The sequence below is a fragment of the Bacillota bacterium genome (assembly GCA_036504675.1).
Lineage (GTDB): Bacteria > Bacillota > Sulfobacillia > JAJYWN01 > JAJZPE01 > DASXUT01.
This window is the reverse complement of sequence record DASXUT010000198.1, coordinates 1-21,449: the sequence shown is the minus strand read 5'-3', so window position 1 is coordinate 21,449 and position 21,449 is coordinate 1. Positions and strand designations below refer to the sequence as shown.

The 21,449-nt window shown below is 66.2% G+C and carries 22 protein-coding genes; all 22 read right to left on the bottom strand.

The window, feature by feature from the left end:
* Positions 1 to 35: 35 nt before the first annotated feature.
* Positions 36 to 764 carry a GntR family transcriptional regulator gene (locus tag VGL40_15955; GenBank protein HEY3316759.1) on the bottom strand — a complete coding sequence of 243 codons (729 nt, stop codon included), beginning with the start codon at positions 762 to 764 and terminating at the stop codon, positions 36 to 38.
* A gap of 78 nt (positions 765 to 842) precedes the next feature.
* Positions 843 to 1,490, bottom strand: a complete 648-nt coding sequence (locus VGL40_15950; protein HEY3316758.1) for a flavodoxin family protein — start codon at positions 1,488 to 1,490, stop codon at positions 843 to 845.
* A 165-nt stretch (positions 1,491 to 1,655) separates the two neighbouring features.
* Positions 1,656 to 2,636 carry an ornithine carbamoyltransferase gene (gene argF, locus VGL40_15945; protein HEY3316757.1) on the bottom strand — a complete coding sequence of 327 codons (981 nt, stop codon included), beginning with the start codon at positions 2,634 to 2,636 and terminating at the stop codon, positions 1,656 to 1,658.
* A 55-nt stretch (positions 2,637 to 2,691) separates the two neighbouring features.
* Positions 2,692 to 3,900 carry a YgeY family selenium metabolism-linked hydrolase gene (locus tag VGL40_15940; protein ID HEY3316756.1) on the bottom strand — a complete coding sequence of 403 codons (1,209 nt, stop codon included), beginning with the start codon at positions 3,898 to 3,900 and terminating at the stop codon, positions 2,692 to 2,694.
* Between the two features lie 32 nt (positions 3,901 to 3,932).
* Positions 3,933 to 5,279, bottom strand: a complete 1,347-nt coding sequence (locus tag VGL40_15935) for a UbiD family decarboxylase (GenBank protein ID HEY3316755.1) — start codon at positions 5,277 to 5,279, stop codon at positions 3,933 to 3,935.
* A gap of 17 nt (positions 5,280 to 5,296) precedes the next feature.
* Complete coding sequence (locus VGL40_15930) at positions 5,297 to 6,697, bottom strand: amidohydrolase (protein HEY3316754.1); 1,401 nt, start codon at positions 6,695 to 6,697, stop codon at positions 5,297 to 5,299.
* A complete protein-coding gene (locus tag VGL40_15925) occupies positions 6,694 to 8,427 on the bottom strand; it encodes an aldehyde ferredoxin oxidoreductase C-terminal domain-containing protein (GenBank protein ID HEY3316753.1) in 1,734 nt (577 codons plus the stop codon). The genes VGL40_15930 and VGL40_15925 overlap by 4 nt, the downstream gene beginning before the upstream one ends.
* Entirely contained in the window at positions 8,424 to 9,590 is a 1,167-nt protein-coding gene (locus VGL40_15920; GenBank protein ID HEY3316752.1) for an iron-containing alcohol dehydrogenase, read from the bottom strand. Before VGL40_15920 ends, VGL40_15925 begins: the two co-directional genes overlap by 4 nt.
* An 85-nt stretch (positions 9,591 to 9,675) precedes the next feature.
* A complete protein-coding gene (locus tag VGL40_15915; GenBank protein HEY3316751.1) occupies positions 9,676 to 10,281 on the bottom strand; it encodes a flavodoxin family protein in 606 nt (201 codons plus the stop codon).
* Between the two features lie 17 nt (positions 10,282 to 10,298).
* The gene (locus VGL40_15910) at positions 10,299 to 11,573 is read right to left on the bottom strand and encodes an FAD-dependent oxidoreductase (GenBank protein HEY3316750.1); all 1,275 of its coding nucleotides are present in this window, start codon (positions 11,571 to 11,573) and stop codon (positions 10,299 to 10,301) included.
* A 5-nt stretch (positions 11,574 to 11,578) separates the two neighbouring features.
* A complete protein-coding gene (locus VGL40_15905; GenBank protein HEY3316749.1) occupies positions 11,579 to 13,486 on the bottom strand; it encodes an aldehyde ferredoxin oxidoreductase family protein in 1,908 nt (635 codons plus the stop codon).
* Between the two features lie 5 nt (positions 13,487 to 13,491).
* Entirely contained in the window at positions 13,492 to 13,968 is a 477-nt protein-coding gene (locus VGL40_15900) for a 4Fe-4S dicluster domain-containing protein (GenBank protein ID HEY3316748.1), read from the bottom strand.
* 111 nt (positions 13,969 to 14,079) lie between these two features.
* Positions 14,080 to 14,373, bottom strand: a complete 294-nt coding sequence (locus VGL40_15895) for a MoaD/ThiS family protein (GenBank protein ID HEY3316747.1) — start codon at positions 14,371 to 14,373, stop codon at positions 14,080 to 14,082.
* Between the two features lie 294 nt (positions 14,374 to 14,667).
* Positions 14,668 to 15,249, bottom strand: a complete 582-nt coding sequence (locus VGL40_15890) for a DJ-1/PfpI family protein (GenBank protein HEY3316746.1) — start codon at positions 15,247 to 15,249, stop codon at positions 14,668 to 14,670.
* 16 nt (positions 15,250 to 15,265) lie between these two features.
* Positions 15,266 to 16,249, bottom strand: coding sequence for a DUF362 domain-containing protein (locus tag VGL40_15885; protein HEY3316745.1), 984 nt, complete (start codon positions 16,247 to 16,249; stop codon positions 15,266 to 15,268).
* Positions 16,250 to 16,265: 16 nt separating this feature from the next.
* Positions 16,266 to 16,574, bottom strand: a complete 309-nt coding sequence (locus tag VGL40_15880; protein HEY3316744.1) for an amidohydrolase family protein — start codon at positions 16,572 to 16,574, stop codon at positions 16,266 to 16,268.
* 617 nt (positions 16,575 to 17,191) lie between these two features.
* The gene (locus tag VGL40_15875; GenBank protein HEY3316743.1) at positions 17,192 to 18,298 is read right to left on the bottom strand and encodes a hypothetical protein; all 1,107 of its coding nucleotides are present in this window, start codon (positions 18,296 to 18,298) and stop codon (positions 17,192 to 17,194) included.
* Positions 18,282 to 18,833, bottom strand: coding sequence for a sigma-70 family RNA polymerase sigma factor (locus VGL40_15870; GenBank protein HEY3316742.1), 552 nt, complete (start codon positions 18,831 to 18,833; stop codon positions 18,282 to 18,284). Before VGL40_15870 ends, VGL40_15875 begins: the two co-directional genes overlap by 17 nt.
* 592 nt (positions 18,834 to 19,425) lie before the next feature.
* The gene (locus tag VGL40_15865; protein ID HEY3316741.1) at positions 19,426 to 19,851 is read right to left on the bottom strand and encodes a DUF5615 family PIN-like protein; all 426 of its coding nucleotides are present in this window, start codon (positions 19,849 to 19,851) and stop codon (positions 19,426 to 19,428) included.
* A complete protein-coding gene (locus VGL40_15860; GenBank protein ID HEY3316740.1) occupies positions 19,852 to 20,526 on the bottom strand; it encodes a DUF433 domain-containing protein in 675 nt (224 codons plus the stop codon).
* Between the two features lie 168 nt (positions 20,527 to 20,694).
* Positions 20,695 to 21,123 (bottom strand): hypothetical protein, encoded by a 429-nt coding sequence (locus tag VGL40_15855; GenBank protein ID HEY3316739.1) that lies wholly within the window; start codon positions 21,121 to 21,123, stop codon positions 20,695 to 20,697.
* Positions 21,120 to 21,449, bottom strand: a 330-nt coding sequence (locus VGL40_15850) for a M23 family metallopeptidase (protein HEY3316738.1), incomplete at its 5' end; no start/stop codon positions are given. The genes VGL40_15855 and VGL40_15850, both read right to left, overlap by 4 nt.

Sequence of the window (21,449 nt, the reverse complement as noted above, 5' to 3'; positions counted from 1 at the left end):
CTCCGTCGGCGGCCGGGATCGGCCTCCACCGGGGGTCAGTCCCACTTGCGCAACATCCCCAAGCGGACGATGGCCGGGTTGAAGGTCGTCACGCTGAAGCCGAAACAGCGATCGTTGGTATCGTAGAAAGTCTCGTCCCAGGTGACCATGGGGGTCCCCGGGGGGACCTGAAGTCTCTCATTGATGGCCGGATCGGCGACGGCCGGCGCGAAGAGGAGGACCGAGTGGGCCACTCCGCCATCGACCACGGCGGTCAACAGGTCGCGCAACCGCCTCTCGTTGACCACTGCCTTGAGGTCGTCGTTCACCCGGTCGGCCCGCAGGCTGAGGCGCGCCCAGATGGCCGGCTTTCCGTCGGCCAGGTAGAGGCGGTCGAAGGACCACAGGGGGAAGTCGGCCTCGGTCGCCAGGCGCTGTCTCGTCTCCCGGTCGGCCTCGACCGACCGGGGCTTGCTGGCGATAACCTCGACCACGTGGCCGGCGCTCTCGAGCAGGTCGACGAAGTCGGCGTAGATGTCGGTCCGCATTTTGGCCCGCAGGGCGCTCCGGTGGATGAAGTTCCCGATGCCCTGCTTCTTGGTGATGACCCCTTCCCGGGTCAGGCGGGCCAGGGCCTCCCTGACCGTCGCCCGGCTGACCTCCAGCGTCTTGGAGAGCTGGTCTTCCGAGGGCAGCAGGTCTTGCGAGAAGGCGCCGTCGTTGATCATCGCCACGATGCTGTCAAGGACCTTTGAATACAGGGGCTTGGATTTGAGGGAATACATCCTCCACCGCTCCCATCAGGCGCTCCTCGAGGCGCGTCAGTCATCGACGCACCCCGAGACGGCGTCGGGATCGATCCTTCAGCCTTGAAGGGTCGGAGACATCTTGTAAATCGTCTTGCCGGCGGCGATCAAGCTGGCGACCTCGCCCACCCGGCGGCCGAGCGCGCGCACGGTGGCCAGGCCGACCTCATCGTCGCGGACGCCCTGTTCCTTCTTGTCCTGGGACCAGACGGCGCCCCCGTTGTAAGCCCAGGGGCCGCCGGTGACCGGGAGCATCCCAAAGCACATGAAGAAGTTGTTGATCGCCTCGAGGGCGTTCTCCTGACCGCCGTGCCGGGTTCCCCCGACCACCAGCGCGCCGCCGACCCGCGTCTTCAGGTGGCCATCCTTGATCAGCGGCCAGAGCGGGCGCCAGCGGTTGAGGAAGGTCAGCATCTGCCCGCTCATGTTCATCTGGTAGACCGGGGAGCCGAGGATGTACCCGTCGGCCTCGGCGATCTTGGGATAGAGTTCCTTCATGTCGTCTTCCTCATGGGCCGGGCACCACAGGACTTCCTTCCGGAGGCAGCGGTCACAATGGAGACAGAAGCCGATCTTCTTCCCCCTCAGGGCGATGAACTCGGTGGTCACCCCAGCGATCTTTTCGGCCGCTTTGAGGCCTTCCTTGACCATGTACTCGGTTCCGGACTTCCGTGGGCTGCCGCTAACCCCGAGTATCTTGACCATTGACGTTACTTCCCTCCGGTTTGCGCCCGACTCCGTCCTCCCTGACACCCGGCCGCCTTCAAGGCCTCGCGCACGGTTCTCCGCTTCAGATGTTGTCTCCACCAGACATCAGGGTCAGAGAGAAGGGGCCGCGGCGAGAAGTCGCGGCCCCTTCTCCGATCAGCTTCAGGCCATCGTCGCCGCCATCAGCGCCTTGTGGGCGTGCAGGCGGTTCTCGGCTTCGTCGTAGATGACCGAATGCGGGCCGTCCATGACCCCGTCGGTGACTTCGATCCCGCGGTCGGCCGGCATGCAGTGCATGTAGATCGAGCTCGGCTTGGTCAGCTCCATCCGCTTCTCGTTGACCACCCAGCTCGGGTACTTGTCGATGAGGGCCAGGCCCTCTTTCTCGTCCCGGGTATAGGCCAGCGGGCCCCAGCTCTTCGGGTAGACGATGTCGGCGTCCTTGAAGGCCTCGTCCATGTCGTTGACGACTTCGAACTTGGCCCCGGCCTTCTTGGCGTTCTCCTCGGCCATCTTCATGACCTCGGGCAGCATCTTGAACTCCGGCGGGATGGCCAGGGTGACGTCCATGCCGAAGCGCGGCATCAGGGTGACCAGTTCCTGCGGCATCGACAGCGGACGGACGTATTTCGGGGCGAAGGTCCAGGAGCAGACGAACTTCAGGCCGCGAAGGTTGTTCCCGAACTTCTCCTTGATCGTCAGCAGGTCGGCCAGGCCCTGGGTCGGGTGCCACATATCATCCTGCATGTTGAAGACGGGCATGTCGGACCACTTGGCGATCTCCGAGATGTACTTGTTGCCCTTGCCCAGGTCGCACCAGCGGATGCCGATGCCGTGACCCATCCGGCTGAGGACCTTGATGGTGTCCTTCGGGGTCTCGCCGTGGTCGATCTGGGTGGCCTTCGGGGTGAGGTAGATGGCGTGCCCGCCGAGCTGGGTCATCCCCGACTCGAAGGCGTTGCGGGTCCGGGTCGATTCCTCGAAGAACAGCATGAACAGGGTCTTGTCCCGGAGGACGTGGTGCGGGATGTTCAGGGCCTTCTTCATCTTCAGTTCCAGGGCGATCTGCATCAGCGTCTCGATGTCTTCGTTGCTCCAGTCTTGCAGGCGGATGAGGTGCTTGCCCGTGAGGGTCGTCTTCATTTGTCGCTCTCCTTTTCGCTCGGTCTGTCCGCTTCCGTCGACCAAAGTGTCTCGATCAAGCCCGGCGGGACTGGGCCAGGGCCCAGGGTACCAGGGCATAGAAACCGGCGGCCGTGATGAGCTGGCTGATGGGCACTTGTTCGTTCGGGGAATGACACCACTTGCCGTCCCCCGGACCGAAGCCGATGGTTGGGATCTTGGCGGCGCCGGCGGTGAAGGTGCCGTCGGTGCTGAAATCCCATCGGCCGACGTCCGGCTCCCGGCCGAGGGCCGCCCGGGCAGCCTCGATCCCGGCCTGGACCAGCGGGTGCTCCACCGGCAGGGCCCACGGCGGGAAGAACTCCTCGCCGCCCCGCGGGTAGCCGGTGTAACTCGGCTGGTCGACCTTGACGACCTCGATCGTCGCCTCATAGCCGCCCAGGACGCTCTTGATCTCGTCGAGGATCCGCTCCCTCGTCTCCCCGATGGTCATCCGACGGTCGATATAGACCCTGGCCGCCGCCGGAACGCTGTTCAGGGAGGCCGAGCTGACCTCGACGCTGGTGACCACGGCGCTGCCCCGGCCGAGGAACGGGTCCTCCAGGAAGCGCTGGTTGAGCGGCTTGACCCCGGCCAGAAGCGGGATGATCTTGTCGAGTGGGTTGTCGCCCAGGTGCGGGACGCTGGCGTGGCAAGGCTTGCCCTGATAGGTCACGGAAAGCAGGGCCCGGCCCCGGTGCCCATGGCGGACGCCCAAGCTGGAGGACTCCCCGATGACGACGAAGTCCGGGCGGATCCCTCCCTTGGTGATCAGATGGCCGACCCCCAGGCCTTCGCAGCTCTCCTCACCGACGGCGCCGACGATGTAGATCGACGCCTGGTCGGTCGGGAACCCGGCGGCCTTGAGGGCGGCCGCCCCATAGACCATCCCGGACAGGCTCCCCTTGTCATCGCACGAGCCGAGCCCGTAGAGGGTGTCCCCGTCGATCACCCCGGCGTACGGATCGACCGTCCAGCCCGGCTGGTCGGCCCCGACCGTGTCCATGTGAGCGTCGAAGAGGACCTTGATCGGTCCGTGCCCGATCCGGCCGACGGCGTTCCCAATCTGGTCGACGAAGACCTCGTCGTAGCCAAGGCGGGTCATCTCTTCGCCGACCCGTTTGGCGACGTCTCCCTCGCTCCCGGTCGGGCTGGGGATGGCGATGATCTGGCGGAGGAAGGAGAGCAGGTCTCCCCGCCTGGCGCCGAGGTACTGCTTTACCGTGGAAACGATCTCAACCGGCATCTCGCTGATCACCCCGGAAGTCTTTGATGTGGTCACTTGAGGTAACGGCTCAGGTCTATCTCGGGATAGCGGGCTCGCTGGAGAATCTCACCACGCTCGTCTTTCTGGGTGGCGTCGATCCCGAGCTTGGTCTGGACGCCGCGCTTGTCGGAGGTCGGGTCGAGTTCGTGCCCCTGGGCGAAGGGGACGACGAAGACGTCGCGGTCCGCCTTGACCCTCGTGTTCAGGGCCCAGAGGACGTCGGCCGGGTCGAAGATGTTCACGTCGCCGTCGAAGACGACCACGTTCTTCAGGTTGACATGGGCGGTCATCGCCGCCAGGGCGACGTTCTTGGGCTCCCCGGGATTGACCTTGTCGATCGCCACCAGGGCCATGAAACCGCTGCCGTACGGAGGAATGTGGACGGCCCGGACATTCTTGGCCACATGGCTGACGAACCGCTTGATCAGGGGTTCGCGGGGTAGGACGTTGCCCAGGTTGACGTGCTCGAAGGAGGCCCCGGCGATGGTCTGGAAGATGGCCCCGTCACGGTACTGGATGGCCTTGACCCGGGCGACCCAACTCGGCCAGGGGGCCCCGTAGTGCCCGGTGAACTCGGCCAGCGGGCCCTCATCCTCGCGCACCCCGGGCGGGATCTCGGCTTCGATGATTATCTCCGCCTCGGCGGGGACGAGGATGTCACTGGTCAGGCCCTTGACGACGGGCACCGGGCGGCCCCGGATGGCCCCGGCGACGGCCAGCTCATCGTCGTCGTAGCGGCACCCGGCGGCGATGGAAATGGCCGGGTCAAGACCGATGGCCACGGCGAAGGGCAGGGCCTGGCCCCGGGCCTCGGTCTTCTCGACGAACCCCTTGAGGTGCCGCCATTCGTTGATCATCAGTCCGAGCTTATCCGGGCCCTTGACCTGCATCCTCTGATAGGACAGATTCTGGCGGGTCCCGTCGGGGTCGCGCGAGACGACCACCCCGCCGGTGATGAACGGACCGGCGTCGCCCGGAGCGTGCTTCGGGATGGACAGGCGCCCGAGGTCGACGTCCTTCCGCATGACGTTGGTCTGGAAGGGGGCCGAGTCGACGAGGGTCGGCTCGATCGCGTTCCTCGGGTCGAGGGCGGCCCCCATGCGGTCGACGATCTCCGGCTTGGCACACCCGAGGGCCAGGGCGATCCGGTCGACGGAGCCCAGAAGGCCGCCGACGACCGGCATCGAGCGGTCCTTGACCCGGCTGAAGTAGCCGGCCCCCAGCCCGGCCCGCTCCAGGGCCTGCAGGACGGCACCGAGCTCGTCGTGGAGGTCGACCTCACGGTCGATCCGGGTCAGTTGTCCGACGTCCTCAAGGACCTTCAGGAAGGACCGGAGGTCATGGATCTCAGCGGTCAATGAACGTCCCTCCCCACTCAGTATGACAGGCTGCGCCACGGCCGGACCCGGAGGGCTCCGGTGCCGGCTCGTTCAACCAGCCGGTCGGCCAGCTCCTGGCTGCGGGCGAGGATGCCGTCCTCGTCGAGTTCGGTGAACCGGCCGTCGGCCAGAACCACCCGGCCGTCGACGACGACCGTCTCCACGCCCTCCTCGCCGGCCGAGTAGACCAGCGTCGAGACGGGATGGTGGTAGGGCATCGACTTGGGAGACCGCCTCGGGTTGAAGATGAACAGGTCGGCCTTCTTCCCGGGCTCCACGGAACCGATCTCCTTGTCCAGACCCACCGCCCTGGCTCCATCGATGGTCGCCATCTCCAGGACCTTCTCGGCGGTGATGATCGTCGGGTCGAGGTAGTGCCCCTTGTGCATGAGGGCGGTGAACTTGAGGACCTCGATCATGTCGTTGGTGTTGTTGGAGGCGGCCCCGTCGGTGGCCAGGCCGACGGTGACGCCGGAGGCCATCGCTTCGGTGATCGGGGCCACGCCGGAACTCAGGTAGAGGTTGGAGACCGGGTTGTGGGAGATCTTCACGTCGTAGTGCTTGGCCATCCGGATCTCTCTGGGGGTCAGGTAGACGCAGTGGACCATGATCAGCCGCGGCCCCAGGAGACCGACCGACTCCAGGAAGTCCATCTCCGTCGCCCCGTGCAGTTTGAAGGCCGATTCCCGGTCGAAGGGGGTCTCCGAGACGTGGATGGTGACCCCGGTCCCGTAGTCCTTGGCCAATCGGCTGACTCCTACGAAGAGCTCCCGGCTTCCCGACCAGAGGGCGGCCGGGGCGAACCAGACCTTGATCCGGCCGTTGGCCGAGTCGTTGTAAGTTTCGAAGACCCGGCGGCAATCGGCCAGGATCGTCTCGGTGTCCTGCATGATCCCCTTGGGCACACCGAACTCCGCCCCGGTATCCATCATCCCGCGGCCGAAGATCCCGCGGATCCCGGTGTCCCGAAAAGCGGCGATGATCTGGTCGTCCAGACCGGCCTTCGGATGCGGGTAGAAGTAATCGAGCATCGTCGTCGTCCCGCTGCGCAGGCCGTCCAGGCAGCCGATCATCCCCGCATAGTAGACGGTCTCCTCGTCGAGGGAGACGGCCGACGGCGCGGTCATGTTGGCGAACCAGTCCGACAGGACCCGGTCGTCCCCGAGACCCTTGAGCATCGTCTGGAAGAGGTGGTTGTGGGTGTTGACGAGGCCCGGGAAGACGACTCTGCCCCGCCCGTCGATGGTCCGCTCGGCCGGATGCCGGGCGGCCACGTCGTCGGTGGGCCCCACGGCGATGATCCGGTCGCCCTCGATGGCGACGGCGCCGTCCCGAAGGACCCGCCGCTCGGGGTCGACGGTGACGACGGTGGCGTTCTTGATCAGGAGCCTGGTCACTTCGATCCCTCCAGCTTGAGGGGCTCAGCGGTGCGAAAATCGGCGATGATCCGCTCCATCTCCTCCTGCGGCACGTCGAAGGTCAGGCCGTCCGGGCCCAGCTTCTCCTGGGTGAAGAAGTCGGGCAGTCCGGGCCGGCTGAGCCCGATCCGGTCGTTGTAGGCCAGTTCGGTGGAGATGACCCGGCGGCCGAGGGTCGACAGGTAATCGTCCTTCAGATTCAGGCCATAGGCCTTGTTCAGCAGGTCAAGGATCAGACCCGGCCGGCCTCCGATGGCGCTCTGCAGGAAGGTGCACAGGCCGAGGGCATCGTAGTAGGCCCGTCCGACCTGCATCTGCGCGGACAGGGCGGCCTGTCCCGCGGTGGCGTGATGGTCGACGTTGGCAAAGACGGTCAGCCCGGCGGTATGGTCGCCGCCCATCGGCGAGGTGGCGTAGGTCACCCCGGTTCCCTTGACCCCGCGCGGGTCATAGGCCGAGACGGCCTGCCCCTTGGCCACCGGCACCCGTTTCGCCCCGAAAGCCCGCCCGACGGCCTCGGCGCCGTCGGCGATGAGTCGGCCGCGCTTGGTGTCGGCGGCCACCTCCTCAAGGAGGGCGATGAACCCGGCCCCGTCGCCGAAAGCCACTTGGCCGCATTCGGCCAAGACCCCCAGGGCGGCGCCGGTCTCGATGGTGTCGAGGCCATAGTCATTGCACCTGAAGTTGAGCTGAGCCACGTCGTCGAGGGAATCGAGGCCCAGGTTAGAGCCCATCATCCCGAGAGTTTCGTATTCGATGGGGGCGACCACCTCGCGGCCGTCGGGCCCGGCGAAGCAATTGGAGCAGCGGATGACGCACCCTTCCATGCAGGCGTGGGTGGGTGTCCCCTGGCCGCCGCGGGCGGTGATCACTTCGTAGAGTCTCTCCCCGCTGAGGTTCTCAGCCCCGGCGAACACCCCGGCGCTGAAGTTCCTCGTCGGCAGGGCGCCGATGGAGTTGGTCACCATCATCGTCGAGGCGGTGCCGTACTTGGCCAGGACCTGGATCCGATCACTACTGGCCACCGTTTGATGATAGGCTTTCCGGGCCTCGGCGAAGGCTTCCCGGTCCGCCGGCACCGGCTTTTGGCCGGTCTTCCTGGCGATCATCACGGCCTTCAGGCCTTTGGCCCCCAGTACCGCTCCGAGGCCGCCACGGGCCGCCATCCTGCTCGGCCGGCCCTCGGCGTCGCTGACGGCCAGGGCCGCCGCCTTGGACCGGCGTTCCCCGGCCTGACCGATGGTAATTAGACTGTAATCCCGGCCGAAGTCGGCAAATAGCCTCCCCGCCAGCGCGAAATTGCCAAGTCCGCAGTAGGGCGAGGCATCGACGAAGCGGCAGCCGTCACCGTCGATGACCAGCACGGCCATCGGTCCGGCCGGCAGGAGCCCTTCCAGGACCACGCCCCTCAGTCCCAAGCCGGCCAAGGCCTCGGCGGCCGTGCCGCCGGCGTTGGCTTCTTTGATCCCGCCGGTGAGCGGGCTCTTGGCCCCGAAGGAGGCCCTCCCGGCACTCGACAGGTTGAACCCGGCCAGAGCGCCGCCGGCGATGACCAGGTGGTTCTGATAGCCCAATGGGTCGCAGCCGGCCGGGATCTCCCGGCTGACGATGGCCGCGCACAGCCCTCGCCCGCCCAGGATCGCCGCTTCGCCGGTCAAGTCCTGATCCCGCCACGACCGCTTGCTGAGGTCGACCCGGAGGATCCTCATGACACCCGCCGCCACAGGCTTCTGAAGATGGCCGTGCACTCTTCGGCGTTGGCCGGCCTGGGGTTGTTGCGAAGGAGGAAGATGCCCGTGGTCTCCCGGCCCATCGGCTCGAGGTCGGATTCCTTGACCCCGAGGAGGGCCAGGTTGCAGTCGATGCCCAGACCGGTGACGAAGTCGTCGAGCCGCTTGGCCATGGCTTCACTGGCTTCGGCCGGGCCGAGGCCGGCGAGGCCGACGCCCAGGGCCCGGGCCAGGCGGGCGTGCCGCTCGGGGACCACCGGCAGATTGAAGCGCATCCCGGCGGCCAGGAGGACGGCGTTGGCCAGGCCGTGGTGGACGTTGAAGAGCCCGGAGAGTGGGCTGGCCATCGAGTGGATGATCCCCAAGCCGCTCTGGTCCATCGCCACCCCCGCCATCGAGCTGGCCAGGGCCATGTCGGCGCGGGCGGCGAGGTCGTCTCCGTCGGCGTAAGCCCTGGGGAGGGCGGCCATGATCAGCTCGACCGCCCACAGCGCCCAGCTTTCGGTCAGGGGGTGGATCCCCTTCCCCACGTAGGCCTCGAGGGCGTGGGACAGGGCGTCGACGCCGGTCGCCGCCGTCAGCTTGGGCGGCATCGACCGGGTCAGTTCCGGGTCGACCAGGGCCGTCCGCGGGAAGAGGTGGTCGGAGACGATCCCCTTCTTGGTGTTCCGATCGAGGATGACCGCCGTCCGGGTGACCTCGCTGCCGGTGCCGGAGGTCGTCGAGACGGCGATCAGGGGCACCGGAGCGGTCGCAATCTTGCGCCCCTCCCACTGGTACTCGGCGAGCGAGCCGGGGTTGGTCAGGAGGAAGGCGACGACCTTGCCGACGTCGATCGGGCTGCCGCCGCCGACCGCGACGATGGCCTCCGGTCCGAAGGCCCGGGCCGCCTCGAGCGCCCTGGCCACGGTGGCCGCCGTGGGGTTTGTCTCGATGTCCGAGAAGACCCGGACCTCCAGGCCGACCCCGCGGATCAAGATTTCGATCCGGTCGGCCAGGCCGACCTTGACCAGGCCGGAGTCGGTGAGCAGGAAGATCCGGCGCGCGCCGAGGCCACGGAGTTCATCCGGCAATTGGCCCAGGACACCCGCCCCGAACCGCACCCTGGTTGGAAAGTGGAAGGAGAAGTTGGGCTGCTGCATGGCTAATCATCGCACCTCGTTTCGCCGATTGGTTCCCGCTATCTAAACCCGGATGGCCTGAGAGTTTCGACAACCCCGCTCGCTCTCAGTCCCGCGCGTTCACCAGCTTGGTCACCTGGGCCACCCGCCGGCCGAGCTTCCGGACGGTCTCCATGCCGTTCTCGTCGGCCTTGGCCCCCTCGGCCCGACGGTCCTGCGACCAGACCGTGCCGCCGTAGTTGCCGCCGGGGGCGATCCCGCCGACGGTGATGACCTCGAAGATGTGGTAGAAGTCGAGGATCCCCTTGATCGTGCTCTCGACGCCCCCATTGCGGTCGCCGCCGACGGCGATGGCCCCGCCGACCTTGTTCCGAAAGCCGTTGTCATAGACCAGGTAGGTCGGGCGCAGCCGGTCCAGCATCGTCTTCAACTGGCCGGACATCGACCCCTCGTAGACCGGCGAGCCGAGAATGAACCCATCGGCCGCGGCCATCTTGTCGAGGATCTCGGACATGTCGTCCTTCTGCAGGCAGTGTGACTTGTTCCGGACGCAGTAGTCACAGTGGAGGCAGAAATTGATCTTCTTGCCCTTGAGGCTGATGAACTCGGTCTCCACGCCGCCGACCTCGGCGGCCGCCTTGAGGGCCTCTTGGACCGCGAAGTAGGTGGCTGCTTGGCGGGGGCTCCCGCTGATGCCGAGGATCTTGACCATTTGGACGCTTCCCTCCATCAAGGTTTGGTCGACGGCGCCTGGGCCAGTACGGCGGAATACCGGAGGCCGCGCTCCATCAGGTGCGGGCCCAGGTCCTCGGTGGGAAGGCCATGCGACAGGCACCACCGCAGGAATCCGATGGGGTCGACCTCGCCGACCAGAATCGCCCCGGCCACCGCCCCGCTCGCTTCCAGGATGACCTTTTCATAGTGGCCGCTGCCGAGGCCGGCCCGGATGACTTCGGTCTGGCCGGGCCTCGTCTCGGTCTGGCCGACGGTGGCGACGGTCAGCCCGAAGAAGGTCCCGGCGTTGGAACGAACGCTGATCGGGCTCTCCTCGGCGGCCCCGGCCATGTTGTGGCCGGCCGTCCGGCCCTGGGCCACGGCGTTGGGCCACATCGTGTTGACCACCGTCCGGCCGCCGACCGGGGTTTCCGCCACATCGCCGGCGGCATAGACCCCGGGAGCCTCGGTCGCCAAGCGGGTATCCACCATGATCCCCCGGCCGCAGACCAGGCCGCCATCGGCGGCCAGGAAGAGGTTGGGCCGAACGCCCTTGCCGACGACGACCATGGTCGCCGCAAGGACCTCACCGTCGTCGAGGACCACGGCCTCGACCCCGGAATCCAGGTTCCCCCGCACCTCGGCCACGCTCCGACCGGTCAGAAGCCGGACCCCGGCCTCGTCCATCCGCTTGGCCAGAAGGCCGGCGGCGACGGCGTCGGCCGTCCGGGAAAGGATGGCCGGTGAGGAGACCACCATGACCACCTTCAGACCGAGCTTGGTCAGAGCCTCGGCGGTCTTGACGCTGACCGGACCACCGCCGACCACGACCGCTTGACGGTGGTTGTCCTCGCCCCGTCTGGCCCGGTCCAGGAGGACCATGGCGTCTTCGAAGGAATGCAGCCCGGTGACCCCGGGCAGGTCGCTGCCGGGGACATCCAGGGGCACCGGCAAGGCGCCGGTCGCCAGGAGCAGGCGGTCATAAGGCAGGCTCCGCCCGTCGGCCAGTTCGACCTGGCGCTCGCGGACGTCGAGGCCCACCGCGGCCTGGCCGAGCCGAAGGTCGATGCCGACGCGAGGGTAGAAATCCGGCCGGCGCATGGCCATCCGGTCAAAGCCGATCTTGCCGGCGATCAGGTCGGGCAGGAAGATGCGGGAGTAGGCCGGGCGGGCTTCGTCCGAGAGGACGGTGATCTCGCCCCGCGGGTCGGCCTCGCGGACGGCCTCGGCCGCGCTGAGACCGGCCGCGCTGTTGCCGATGATCAGATAACGCATATCGGCTGTGCTCATCGAGGTCAAGGCTTCAGCTTGGGGCCGAGGCGCTCGACCACGTCGTCCAGAGCCAACTGGCGCAGGCGGGCGACGGTGGGCAGACCGTTCTCGGCGTCCCAACCGCGCAGGTTGTAGTATTCGGGCAGCATCTCCTCGAGCCGGCAGACGCTCCCCTCTTTCGTCGACTGGTAATTGGGCTCGGTGAGGAGCCGTTTGGGCAGGCGGTCGTCCTTCCGGCTGATCCCGTGCAGCGCGTTGTAGGCCCGCTGGAGGTTGACGATCCGTTCGCCGATGACCTTCAACCCGTCGGCGTCCAGCTCCATCCCGGTGGCGTAGCGCACCGCCCCGGCCACGTCGTCCCAGTAGAGCTGCGCGAGGACGAAGTTGCCCCCGGACTTGCAGGTGCCGACGGCGTCGACGACGGCGGCGTAGTCCTCGCCGTCCTTGATCAAGAAGCCCTTGAACTTGGTCGACCGGGGATCGGCCATGTCCGGCAGGTACTGCTCGCCGTAGCGCCGCCTGGCCTCGGTCGGATAGCCGGTCTCATCGATGGTCGGGAAGCCCTTGAGGTGGTCGGCTCCGCGGCTCGAGGTGACGTGGGCGAGGCCCATCGACTGCTGCGCCCGGCCGTCCTGCGAGGCAATCTCCTGTCCCTTGACCTCCATGGCATAGTGGTCGGCCCCGTGGCCGATCTCCGCCGCCGCCCGGCGGACGCCCTGCGAGAGGAGCGCTCCGATGCCTTGCTTGTAGGCGATCCGTCTGGTCAACTCCAGGGCGTCTTCGATGTTCCCCCAGACCGGATTCAGCCCGTCGAAGGCTTCCTTCTTGAGGATGCCTCGGTCATACAACTCCATGGCGAAGGAGATGGCCCGGCTGACCGAGATGACGTCGAGCCCCAATCGGTCGCACAGGTCGCCGGCCTTGATGATCGAATCGAGGCGCGGGTTCAGAATGGAAGCCCCGTACCCGCCCAGGGTCTCGTACTCGAAGCTGCGGACCTCGGTCCCGGCATAGGGACCCTCGTCCACCCGGTAGATCTTGTCACAGGCCACCGGACAGCCGTAGCAGGCGACGTCCTTGACGAAGTACTGCTCGCGGAGGGCCTCGGCGTTGATCTTGTCGGCCTGATCATACCCGCCGAGCTGGAAGTTCTTGGTCGGGAAGCGACCGATCCCGTTCATGATCGAGACGATGCCCGGCGTCCCGTAGCGGCTGACGGCCGGGTAGATGTCGTTGCCCCGGATGCCGAAATGGGACCTCGTGGCCACCTCGTAGAACTTCTCGGGGTCGGCGATGCGGACCGGCCCGAAACCGCGGACGGCCAGGGCCTTGAGGTTCTTTGAGCCCATCACGGCGCCGCCGCCTACGCGGCCGAAGGACCGCGACATGGTCGCCTGGATGCAGGCGTAGCGGACCAGATTCTCCCCGGCCGGCCCGATGCAGGCCACCTTGATCCCCGGGTCGCGGAGTTCCTTCTGGATTAGCTCTTCAGTCTCAAAGGTGTCTTTGCCCCAGAGGTGACGCGCGTCGCGCAACTCCGCCCGCCCGTCCTCGATCCTCAGGTAGACCGGGGCGGCGGCCCGACCGCTGAAGACGACGAAGTCGACCCCGGCGAACTTCAGCTCGGGACCGAGGAACCCGCCGGCGTTGGAGTCGCCGTAGATGCCCGTCAGAGGAGACTTGGTGATGACCTCCATCCGACCGCTGTTGGGCATCAGCGTCCCATTCAGCGGGCCGGTGGCGAAGACGATGATATTCTCGGGCGAGAGGGGATCGACCTCCGGGCCGACCCGCTCCCACAGGAGCCTCGTGCCGAAGCCGTTGGCCCCAAGGTAGGTCTCGGCCAGCTTGTCCTCGACCGGCCGGGTCTCGATCCGCCCGGTGGTCAGGTCGACCTCCAGGTACTTGCCGGTGTAACCCTGATAGCGCATCCCTCTCACCTCCCGATGGCATCGATATACTTGGCCAGTCTCTCGGCGCCCTGACGCTTCCGGGCAAGGGCGTTCTTCTCTTCACGCTCGAAGCTCAGCGCCCCGGTGGGGCACATCTTGACGCACTCCGGCTGGCCCCCGCAAAGGTCGCACTTGATCGCCCGACCCCGGTCGGGGTCGTAGGCCACTCCGCCGAAGGGACAGGCCGTCACGCACATCTTGCAGCCCAGGCAGCGCGATTCGTCGACCTCCATCGCCCCGGTCTCCTCGTTGCGGGCGATGGCCCCCACCGGGCACACCTCATAACAGGCCGCCCGCTCACACTGCTGGCAGACGAAAGGGATGAAGACGCCTTCCTTTTCCCACTTCAGAACGGAAATCCTCGACCTCGCCGGCCAGACCGCCCGCTCCTTCTTGAAGGAGCAGAATGCCTCGCAGATCTGGCAGCCAGTGCACTTCTCCGGATTCAGCTGGATCCTCATCGCCTGTCCGTTCCCCCTACCCCTGACTTGGCCGGCTTGTCAGCTTGAACCCGACCGGTGCCGGCGGGTGATCAATTACGGGCCAATTGCGCAAGCCCGTCGGGTCCCGCTTCAGCCGCCCGAGATGGCCGAAAAAAAGCTAAGCTCCGCGCCTTCAGTGACGGGTTCCTTGAGCCGGTCGTCAAGGAGTATATGACCATCGCTGAACACACGGAGCTGAGGGTTGAGTCGGCCAGGCTGCGGCATCACGAGCAGCCCGAATTGAGGCCCGTACCTTCGGCACAGGCCCTCGATGACCTCCATCCAGGTGCTGCCGGCCTCGACGGCCAAGCTTTCCGAGACCTGGTGGGTCGTCTCTCGTACCAGGTTGTAGTACTTGAGGGTGACCTTGACTTGCTGGGACATGGCCGATTGTCCCCCTCGCAAGGCAGTCTTGGTGGCCTTTCCACCGGGCGCGAAAAGAGCGCCCAGTGGCATGGCCAGCGGTTGGAAATCGCGCCGGCCCGTCAGACGTCTTACGAGTACAATTATATGGGATGAGCCCCCCGTTGACAACTACCTGAGGACGAAAAAATTTCTGCCCGACCCGGTTGCCAACCCGCCCAAGAACTGTCTCTTGGCTGGCTTGCGTCCGGCGTCGCAGCTTCTCCAGGACGGCCGGCACGGGCCGGCTTGTGCCCACTGCCGCCGTCGCTCGGCTCAGGCCGAGATCCTGGTCCCCAGGATGGCCAGGAACTTGCTGATCCACTCCCCAAGGGCGCCCCAACCGGGGGCGGTGACAAGGTTGCCGTCGACCATCGCCCGGTCCCAGGGCATCTCGACGTAGTTGGCCCCGACCAGCTCGATGTCTGGTCCGACGGATGGATAACAGGTGCAGCTCCGGCCGGCCAGGACGCCGGCGGTGGCCAAAATCTGGGCCGCGTGGCAGATGGCGGCGATCGGCTTGCCGGCCTCGGCGAAGTGCCTGACGGCCTTCAGGACGGCCGGGTTGAGGCGGAGGTACTCCGGGCTCCGCCCGCCCGGGATGACCAGGGCGTCGTAGTCTTCCGGGCGCAACCCCTCGAAGGTGGCGTTGAGGGTGAAGTTGTGGCCCGGCTTCTCGCTGAACGACTGGTCGCCCTCGGAGTCATGGACGGCCGTCTTGACCTTCTCCCCCGCCCGCTTGCCCGGGCTGGCCGCGTGAACCGTATGGCCGACCATCTCCAGGGCCTGGAAGGAGAAGAAAGCCTCGTAATCCTCGACGAAATCACCGACAACCATCAGGATCCGCTTGGCGGCTATCTCGACCACGCCTTTCTCATTTGTCATCGTCCAGCAGAAGGCGGCCGCGGGCGGCCATCTCTGCCGCCCAGTCCGTCGACACGTCGACGAGGAGCGGCGGGCCGCCAAGGTCTTCTTCCCGGACCGGGCCGAAGACGTCCATGCCCAGCTTGACCACCGCCCGTTGGGTCAGGTCCTGGCCGAAGAGCCGGCCGACCAGGACATCGACCGTCGGCAGGTGCCGGCCCAGGACGGCCGGGCCGAGGTCCTTAATCACGTCGAAATGGCTCCACGGCGTGGCGAAGCGACCCCCGGCCCAGAAGACCACGCTGCGGTAGATCCCCTCGCATAGGCCGACCACGTCAAACAGGGCGCTGTAGACCATATCAATGTCGACGATGCTTCGCGGCAAGTCGTCATGGTAGGGCATCCGTGAGGCCGGCGGGACCAGCCCGAAGAGGTTCTTCATCGTCAGGCTGAAGTCGCGGGTCGTCGGCGAGGTCATCTTCACTCTGGCCAGGTCGATCAGGGTGTGGCCGCGGAGGTCGAAGAGCCGCTGCGGGACGAAGCCATAGAACTCGCGGTGGGCCACGGGCCCGTATCGTCCCTCTACCAGAGCGCGGACCGCGTCGGCCGGCGCCGTCCTACCGGCCCAGACCTCTTCGCTGATGTTCACGTACTCGACCCCGTGTCTGGCCATCACCTGGTCCAGCCCCAGGCGGGCCAGGTACTGCCGATCCTGGAGGCGGATCCAGTCCCGCTGGGGGACTTCGTTTTCGGGAGTGATCTTCATCGACCGGTCATTCCTGGCGTGGGAGTGCCCTTCGATGACCGTCTTTTCACCCGGCAGGATCGACAGCACGAGGTCGAGGACGCGGGCGTCGGTGTAGCTCCCGGGCCGGGGATCGAACCAGTTCGGTTTGATCAGGAAGTGATCGCCGCCCACCCTCCCTTCGGCGAACAGCTCGGCCAGGTCGTCGGGGCGGCGGATGGTCGAATAGCGCGCGGCTTTCCCGTTCATGGTCATGGCTCCTTGGTCACCCCACCGCCGGGCCGGACAGCGAGCGGCGAACCAGATCGGCCGCCATCCGCTGGGCCCGCTTCAAGATGTCGGCCTCATCCACGCCGACGACCGCCCCGCGGTCCAGGACCACCCTTCCATTGACCACGGTCGTGCCGACGTTGTCTTCACCCGATGCGTAGACCAGCGCGGCCACCGGGTCGTGGACGGGGCTGGACTTTGCCCGCCAAGGGTCGAAGATGAAGAGATCGGCCGCCCGGCCGGTCTCCAGAGAACCGATCCGGTCTTCCGCCCCCAGGGCCCGGGCCCCGCCCCTGGTGGCCATCTGCCCTCGCCGAAGACGCGGTCCGAGAAACTGCGGGCCACGACCCCCCGGACGCCCACGTCGGAGAAGGCTTCGATGATCACGTCGGTCAGGCCGGGCCGCGGGTGGGCATAGTTGTAATCGAGGACGGTCGTCGTCCCCGACCGGACGCTTTCGACACAGGCCACGGGGGCGGCCAGGTAGGCCGCTTCCTCGTCGAGCCGCGGGGCCACCGGGCGAATCGATGAGGCCATTCCGAATGGCGATGGTCCCGTCGGGGATCCGCCGACCTTCGGCGTCGAGGGTGATCACGTACCCGTGCTCGATGAGAAGATCCACCTGTTCCAAAATCAATTGCTCCCTCTCCGGCCTGATCTGATGGTGTGGCTGCGTGGCGACGGGTCGACGAGGTGCCGAATAAAGCCTGAATGAGACGATTCGACGGCCGGTGATGATGACCTGCCAGACGTCTGACGGCATCATCTTGGCTCTCCTGCCAGTGTCCGACAGGGGCCTCGGCAGCCAGCCGCGATCCGGATGAATGCGGCGAGCCAGGCCGCGCAAGAAGCCGCGCCCTGGCTCGTTTCCGGGCTCCAAGAGGTCGTCCACCGAGGTGCTCGGCGAATCCAAAGGGCCCTCTATGACCCGACGGTCACGTTCACCCGCTTGAACAGGTGCGGCCCCGGCCCGAGGCCGGGGTGATTCTCGAGGACCTGGAGGTAGTATCGTCCGCCCTGGCCGACGTCCAGCCAGTGATCGGCCATCGTTCCCTTATTGTCGGCATACGGCCAGTTCAACCGGTCGGGCAGGGTGTACCGGAAGGTGAACCGTCCGTCCTGGTCGGTCACCACCCAGCCGATGATCACCTGCAGGTCGGTCCCGCCCTCCGGCCGGTCGTGGAGGAGGTCGATTCGCAGCTTGAGGCCGGCTGGGTAACCCGCTCCCTCGAGGACCATCTCCCGCCCGACGGCGACCGGGTCCGGCGATACGCTCAGGGTCCGGGCCGGCCCGACCGGTAGACCGGTGGCCGCCAGGTAGCCCGAGTCGGTCACCCCCACCACGTAGACCAGCGACTCGGCGCCCCCGATGAGAAGACTTTCTTCCCCGCGCTCCAGTCTATCCGGGACGACCCAATCGAGCGACCAGCGCCCGTCGGCGTCGATCCCCGCCCGTCCGAGCAGGATCACGTCGCGCGGCAGCTGCTTCTGGTAGAACAGGACACCCTGGTCCCGCCCCGGGGCGGCGTAGACCCAGACCCGCTGGCCGGGCCAACCGGCATCGGACTCGATGGTCAGCGCCTGTCCGGTGGCGACCGGGTAGGGGTCCGCCGCGATCCGCAGGTCGTGCGGGAACGGCATCGGCGCGGGTCTTCCCGGCCTTGGCTCCCCGGGCTGCGGCTCCTTGCCCTCGGCGACCAGGGTCACCCCGGGCGGGTAGTCGCCCAGTCCCACCTCGCCGGCCACCCGCGGCCAGGCCACCGCGGAGCCGGTGGCCAGTATGGCGCCGACGACGGCGACAACCAGGCACCGGCGCAACGGCCCGGCCGGGGACCGAGGCCGCCCGCGGCCCAGCCGCTCCAGATGGCGGTCAGGGGCAACCAGACGGCTGCGGACCGCCGCCGCCATCACCTGACTGAACAAGACATCGTCAAATAGGGAACCATCGGCTTCATCCTTCAATTGCCGCCGGACTTCGGCGTCGAAGTCTTCGAGGGCGACTTCGCCACGATCACCGCGTCGCCTCACCGTTCCACCCTCCCTTGAGCAAGGACTCCCTCAGTCGCCGGCGGCCCCGGTGCAACCGGGCCCGAGCCGTTCCTTCGGCCACCCGGGTCGCCCGAGCGATCTCTTTGGTGTCCAGATCCAAATAGTAGTGAAGAAAAAGGGCCTGGCGATAGGCCGCCGGAAGGGCCATCAAGTGTGGCAAGACGCCCATGTGATCAAGTCGTCCAGCCACTTGATCGGGGCCCCTCGCCTGGGCCGTCGCCAACAGCGCCGGGTCGGTCGGCCGCTCACGGACCCGGGAGGCGGACAAATCTCGGCCGACATTAAGGGTGATCCTGGTCAGCCAGGTCTTGGCCGAGCTCTCACGGCGGAAGTTCGGCCATGACTTGAAGGCCCGGACGAACACCTCCTGGCTCACGTCCTCGGCCAACTTGCGGTCGCCGGTCGCGAAAACCGCCGTCTTCAAGACGACCGAGCCATATTCGGCCATCAGCCGCTCCACCGCTTCCCGAGGATCGATCGGCCATCCTTCGGCGTTTGCTGCTGATCCAGTCATCGGTGCACCTCTGACCATTAGACTGTCGAGCCGCGACTTTCGCTGCCACTTCCGGACCGATTTTGTCCATAGAGACAACAAAAAAGCCAGGCCGCCGCAAACCCGCGTCGTACCTGGCTTTTTCCCGTCGGAGTGGTGAGATTCGAACTCACGGCCTCCTGAACCCCATTCACGGGAGGCGGGGTTGCGAGGGTACAAGGCAGACCCCACTAGTCGCGCTACGCTGGTCCTTTCGGTTTTGGCTCACCTGCTTATGTCGCCCAGTAACGGCCTGTATCGGGTAAATGATTAGCAACTTGATTAGCAACTCAGCTTGCCTTAACCCGAGCCACGGGGCGCTAGCGAGGTACCCTTCGCCGAACCCGACGCCCTCGATGCCATCCTGAGGCCCCAGGATGCCCCAGGACGAGCGGACCCCCGTTTTGGGGAAAGACCTACCCTCGAGCCCCTAGGGCGCAAAACCGCCCCAGTTCCGCCGAGAGCCGGGGCGTCCTGGCGAGTTGTCCTACCCCGCCCACGCAAAAGGGACCGGCCGAAGCCGGTCCCCGTGATGATCCTCGGCTTCCCTTCGATCTACCTGACTCCGGCGCACTCAAGGGATGGCTATGATCTTGGCCCCAAAAAGGGCTCTCTCTTCTTCGCCCACCGGAACCCTCGTGATGCGGCCGTTGAGCGGAAGCCTGTAGATGAACGGCTTCTCCGTGGTCTGGATTAGGTCCTCGATCCTCCCTTGATGAGCGATGAATAGGGCGGCCAAGACGTCCTGACGAGCCCTCGCGCCTCCAAGGTAAATGCACCCGATCTTGTACTGCCTGAGGGCAGCGAGTTCGCTCGGATTCCTGTGGTAGGAGCGGTCTCTTCCGACCACGATCCAGCCCTCCTTGCCAGCTACTGGAAGCCAGAGGTCATCAGCCAAGCCCTCCAGGAAGAGATCCTTGTTTATCTTAGCATCGATGCCTGCCGCCCGCAGTTCCCGCGGGACCCGCGGGCTCAAGCTGCAGTCAAAGAGGTAGGTCATCTAAGCGGCGACCGGGACCTTCTCAAACTGGAGTGCGAACCGAAGGTCCTTCATCGGGATCTCATAGTTCGCCTGGATTTCCTCCAAGGACTCCCCTGCATTGAAGCTCTCCTTGAGGGCCCAGGTCGGTACTCCGTTAACGGTAGGACTGCCGAAAGCCACCCGCGGATCGATGGAGATGGGGACTTCCCTGCCTCGCACAAACCATCTGACAGCTAGGAAGTCCTCATAGTCAAGCGCATCGTACATGTTAGCCCACGCCAGTTGACCGTGGTCATCCGTGACAATGAACTTGCCGACATCGGCCCTGGGATGCTCTTCGGGCAGCTCGAGAAACAGGTGAACACGGTCGGTCTTTAGCCGCGTCTGAGCGAAGGGGTATTCCGTCCCAATTAGGTCCGATAGATACCCATGCGCTTCCCGAATTCGTCTGAGGGATATGCCGCACCTACGGAACTGGGAGACCAAGGCCACTTCGATGAGTTGAAGATAGGACAGCCGCTCACCATCGGCCTTCCCTCTGAGAACGTTCTCGGCCCGTCTTGAGTGGTACCAGCGCCATACGGTAGAGCGGTGGGTCTGAGCATAACGGGCCGCGTCAACAACCGAATACACCGGGAGGTACATCCGATCGTGCCAGGGCTTGGAATTGGTGATGTCGGATGAGCCACTCACCTGGATACCCCTCCCCCCAAAAGCATCAGGGACCCCGGCTTGGGAAATTCTTCCCCGATTCGAGATTTCCTCCTAGTCGCCCTCGGCTTCCGGATGGGACAGCGAAAGATGCGAAGGGGACCAGCTATCGGCCGGTCCCCTTGCGGGAGGTGAGAGGGCCCGGGGAGGTTACGGGCCCTGAGGCGGCGAGGTCTGCACAACTTGCGCTGGTGTCGGCGTAGGCTGGGTCGTGAACAACTGCGCGAGTTTCAACCCGATCTGTACGGCCAGCGGCCCTGTTACTGTCACCCATGCGGCTCCAAAGGCGGTACCTGTAAGTAGGTTCCGGATCGTCTCCAAGGTTTGCGGGGGTACGCCGGCGAGGAAGCCTCCGAGGGCCTCCCAATCCACCTTAACCCCGGAAACCAGCCCGACGAGGACAAGGCCGCAGAACATCACGAGGTCCGTCCTGATCCAGTCGGGCAACTTCTTCGGGTCGATTCCCGCGAACCCGGCCACCTTCAGGATCACCAGGACCCGAACGAAGAGGTTGACCAGGATCAGGAGCAGGGTGAGCCCGAGCATCACGAACACCACGGACGACAGGGCAAAGGTCACGCTCTCGTCTCCCTTCCGAGCATTTGGAGCGGGTCAACGGCGGCATCCTTGTTGAACTTCCGGACGCCGCCCTTCTCCACGAGGAGCAGGGTCGCGGGGTCTGTGACGTAGATCCCGAAGTGCAGGTGAGGCCCGGTGACGTGGCCGGTCTTCCCCACCCGGCCGACGACGGCCCCCAGGGCGAAGGCGGTCCCCGGCTGGACCATCGACAGGTGGGCGTAGATGGTGTAGACGTCGGGGCCGTGGGCGAGGAGGAGGTACCGGCCGAACCCGCCCGGGTCCCACCCGACGTGGGCGACGGTCCCCTCGGCGGCGGCTGGGACCTC

Bases quoted from the DNA above. Each gene is read 5' to 3' on its own strand.
- VGL40_15955 (HEY3316759.1), bottom strand. From the start codon at position 764: ATGTATTCCCTCAAATCCAAGCCCCTGTATTCAAAGGTCCTTGACAGC.
- VGL40_15950 (HEY3316758.1), bottom strand. From the start codon at position 1,490: ATGGTCAAGATACTCGGGGTTAGCGGCAGCCCACGGAAGTCCGGAACC.
- argF (HEY3316757.1), bottom strand. From the start codon at position 2,636: ATGAAGACGACCCTCACGGGCAAGCACCTCATCCGCCTGCAAGACTGG.
- VGL40_15940 (HEY3316756.1), bottom strand. From the start codon at position 3,900: ATGCCGGTTGAGATCGTTTCCACGGTAAAGCAGTACCTCGGCGCCAGG.
- VGL40_15925 (HEY3316753.1), bottom strand. From the start codon at position 8,427: ATGAGGATCCTCCGGGTCGACCTCAGCAAGCGGTCGTGGCGGGATCAG.
- VGL40_15920 (HEY3316752.1), bottom strand. From the start codon at position 9,590: ATGCAGCAGCCCAACTTCTCCTTCCACTTTCCAACCAGGGTGCGGTTC.
- VGL40_15915 (HEY3316751.1), bottom strand. From the start codon at position 10,281: ATGGTCAAGATCCTCGGCATCAGCGGGAGCCCCCGCCAAGCAGCCACC.
- VGL40_15910 (HEY3316750.1), bottom strand. From the start codon at position 11,573: ATGAGCACAGCCGATATGCGTTATCTGATCATCGGCAACAGCGCGGCC.
- VGL40_15905 (HEY3316749.1), bottom strand. From the start codon at position 13,486: ATGCGCTATCAGGGTTACACCGGCAAGTACCTGGAGGTCGACCTGACC.
- VGL40_15900 (HEY3316748.1), bottom strand. From the start codon at position 13,968: ATGAGGATCCAGCTGAATCCGGAGAAGTGCACTGGCTGCCAGATCTGC.
- VGL40_15895 (HEY3316747.1), bottom strand. From the start codon at position 14,373: ATGTCCCAGCAAGTCAAGGTCACCCTCAAGTACTACAACCTGGTACGA.
- VGL40_15885 (HEY3316745.1), bottom strand. From the start codon at position 16,249: ATGAACGGGAAAGCCGCGCGCTATTCGACCATCCGCCGCCCCGACGAC.
- VGL40_15880 (HEY3316744.1), bottom strand. From the start codon at position 16,574: ATGGCCACCAGGGGCGGGGCCCGGGCCCTGGGGGCGGAAGACCGGATC.
- VGL40_15870 (HEY3316742.1), bottom strand. From the start codon at position 18,833: ATGACTGGATCAGCAGCAAACGCCGAAGGATGGCCGATCGATCCTCGG.
- VGL40_15865 (HEY3316741.1), bottom strand. From the start codon at position 19,851: ATGACCTACCTCTTTGACTGCAGCTTGAGCCCGCGGGTCCCGCGGGAA.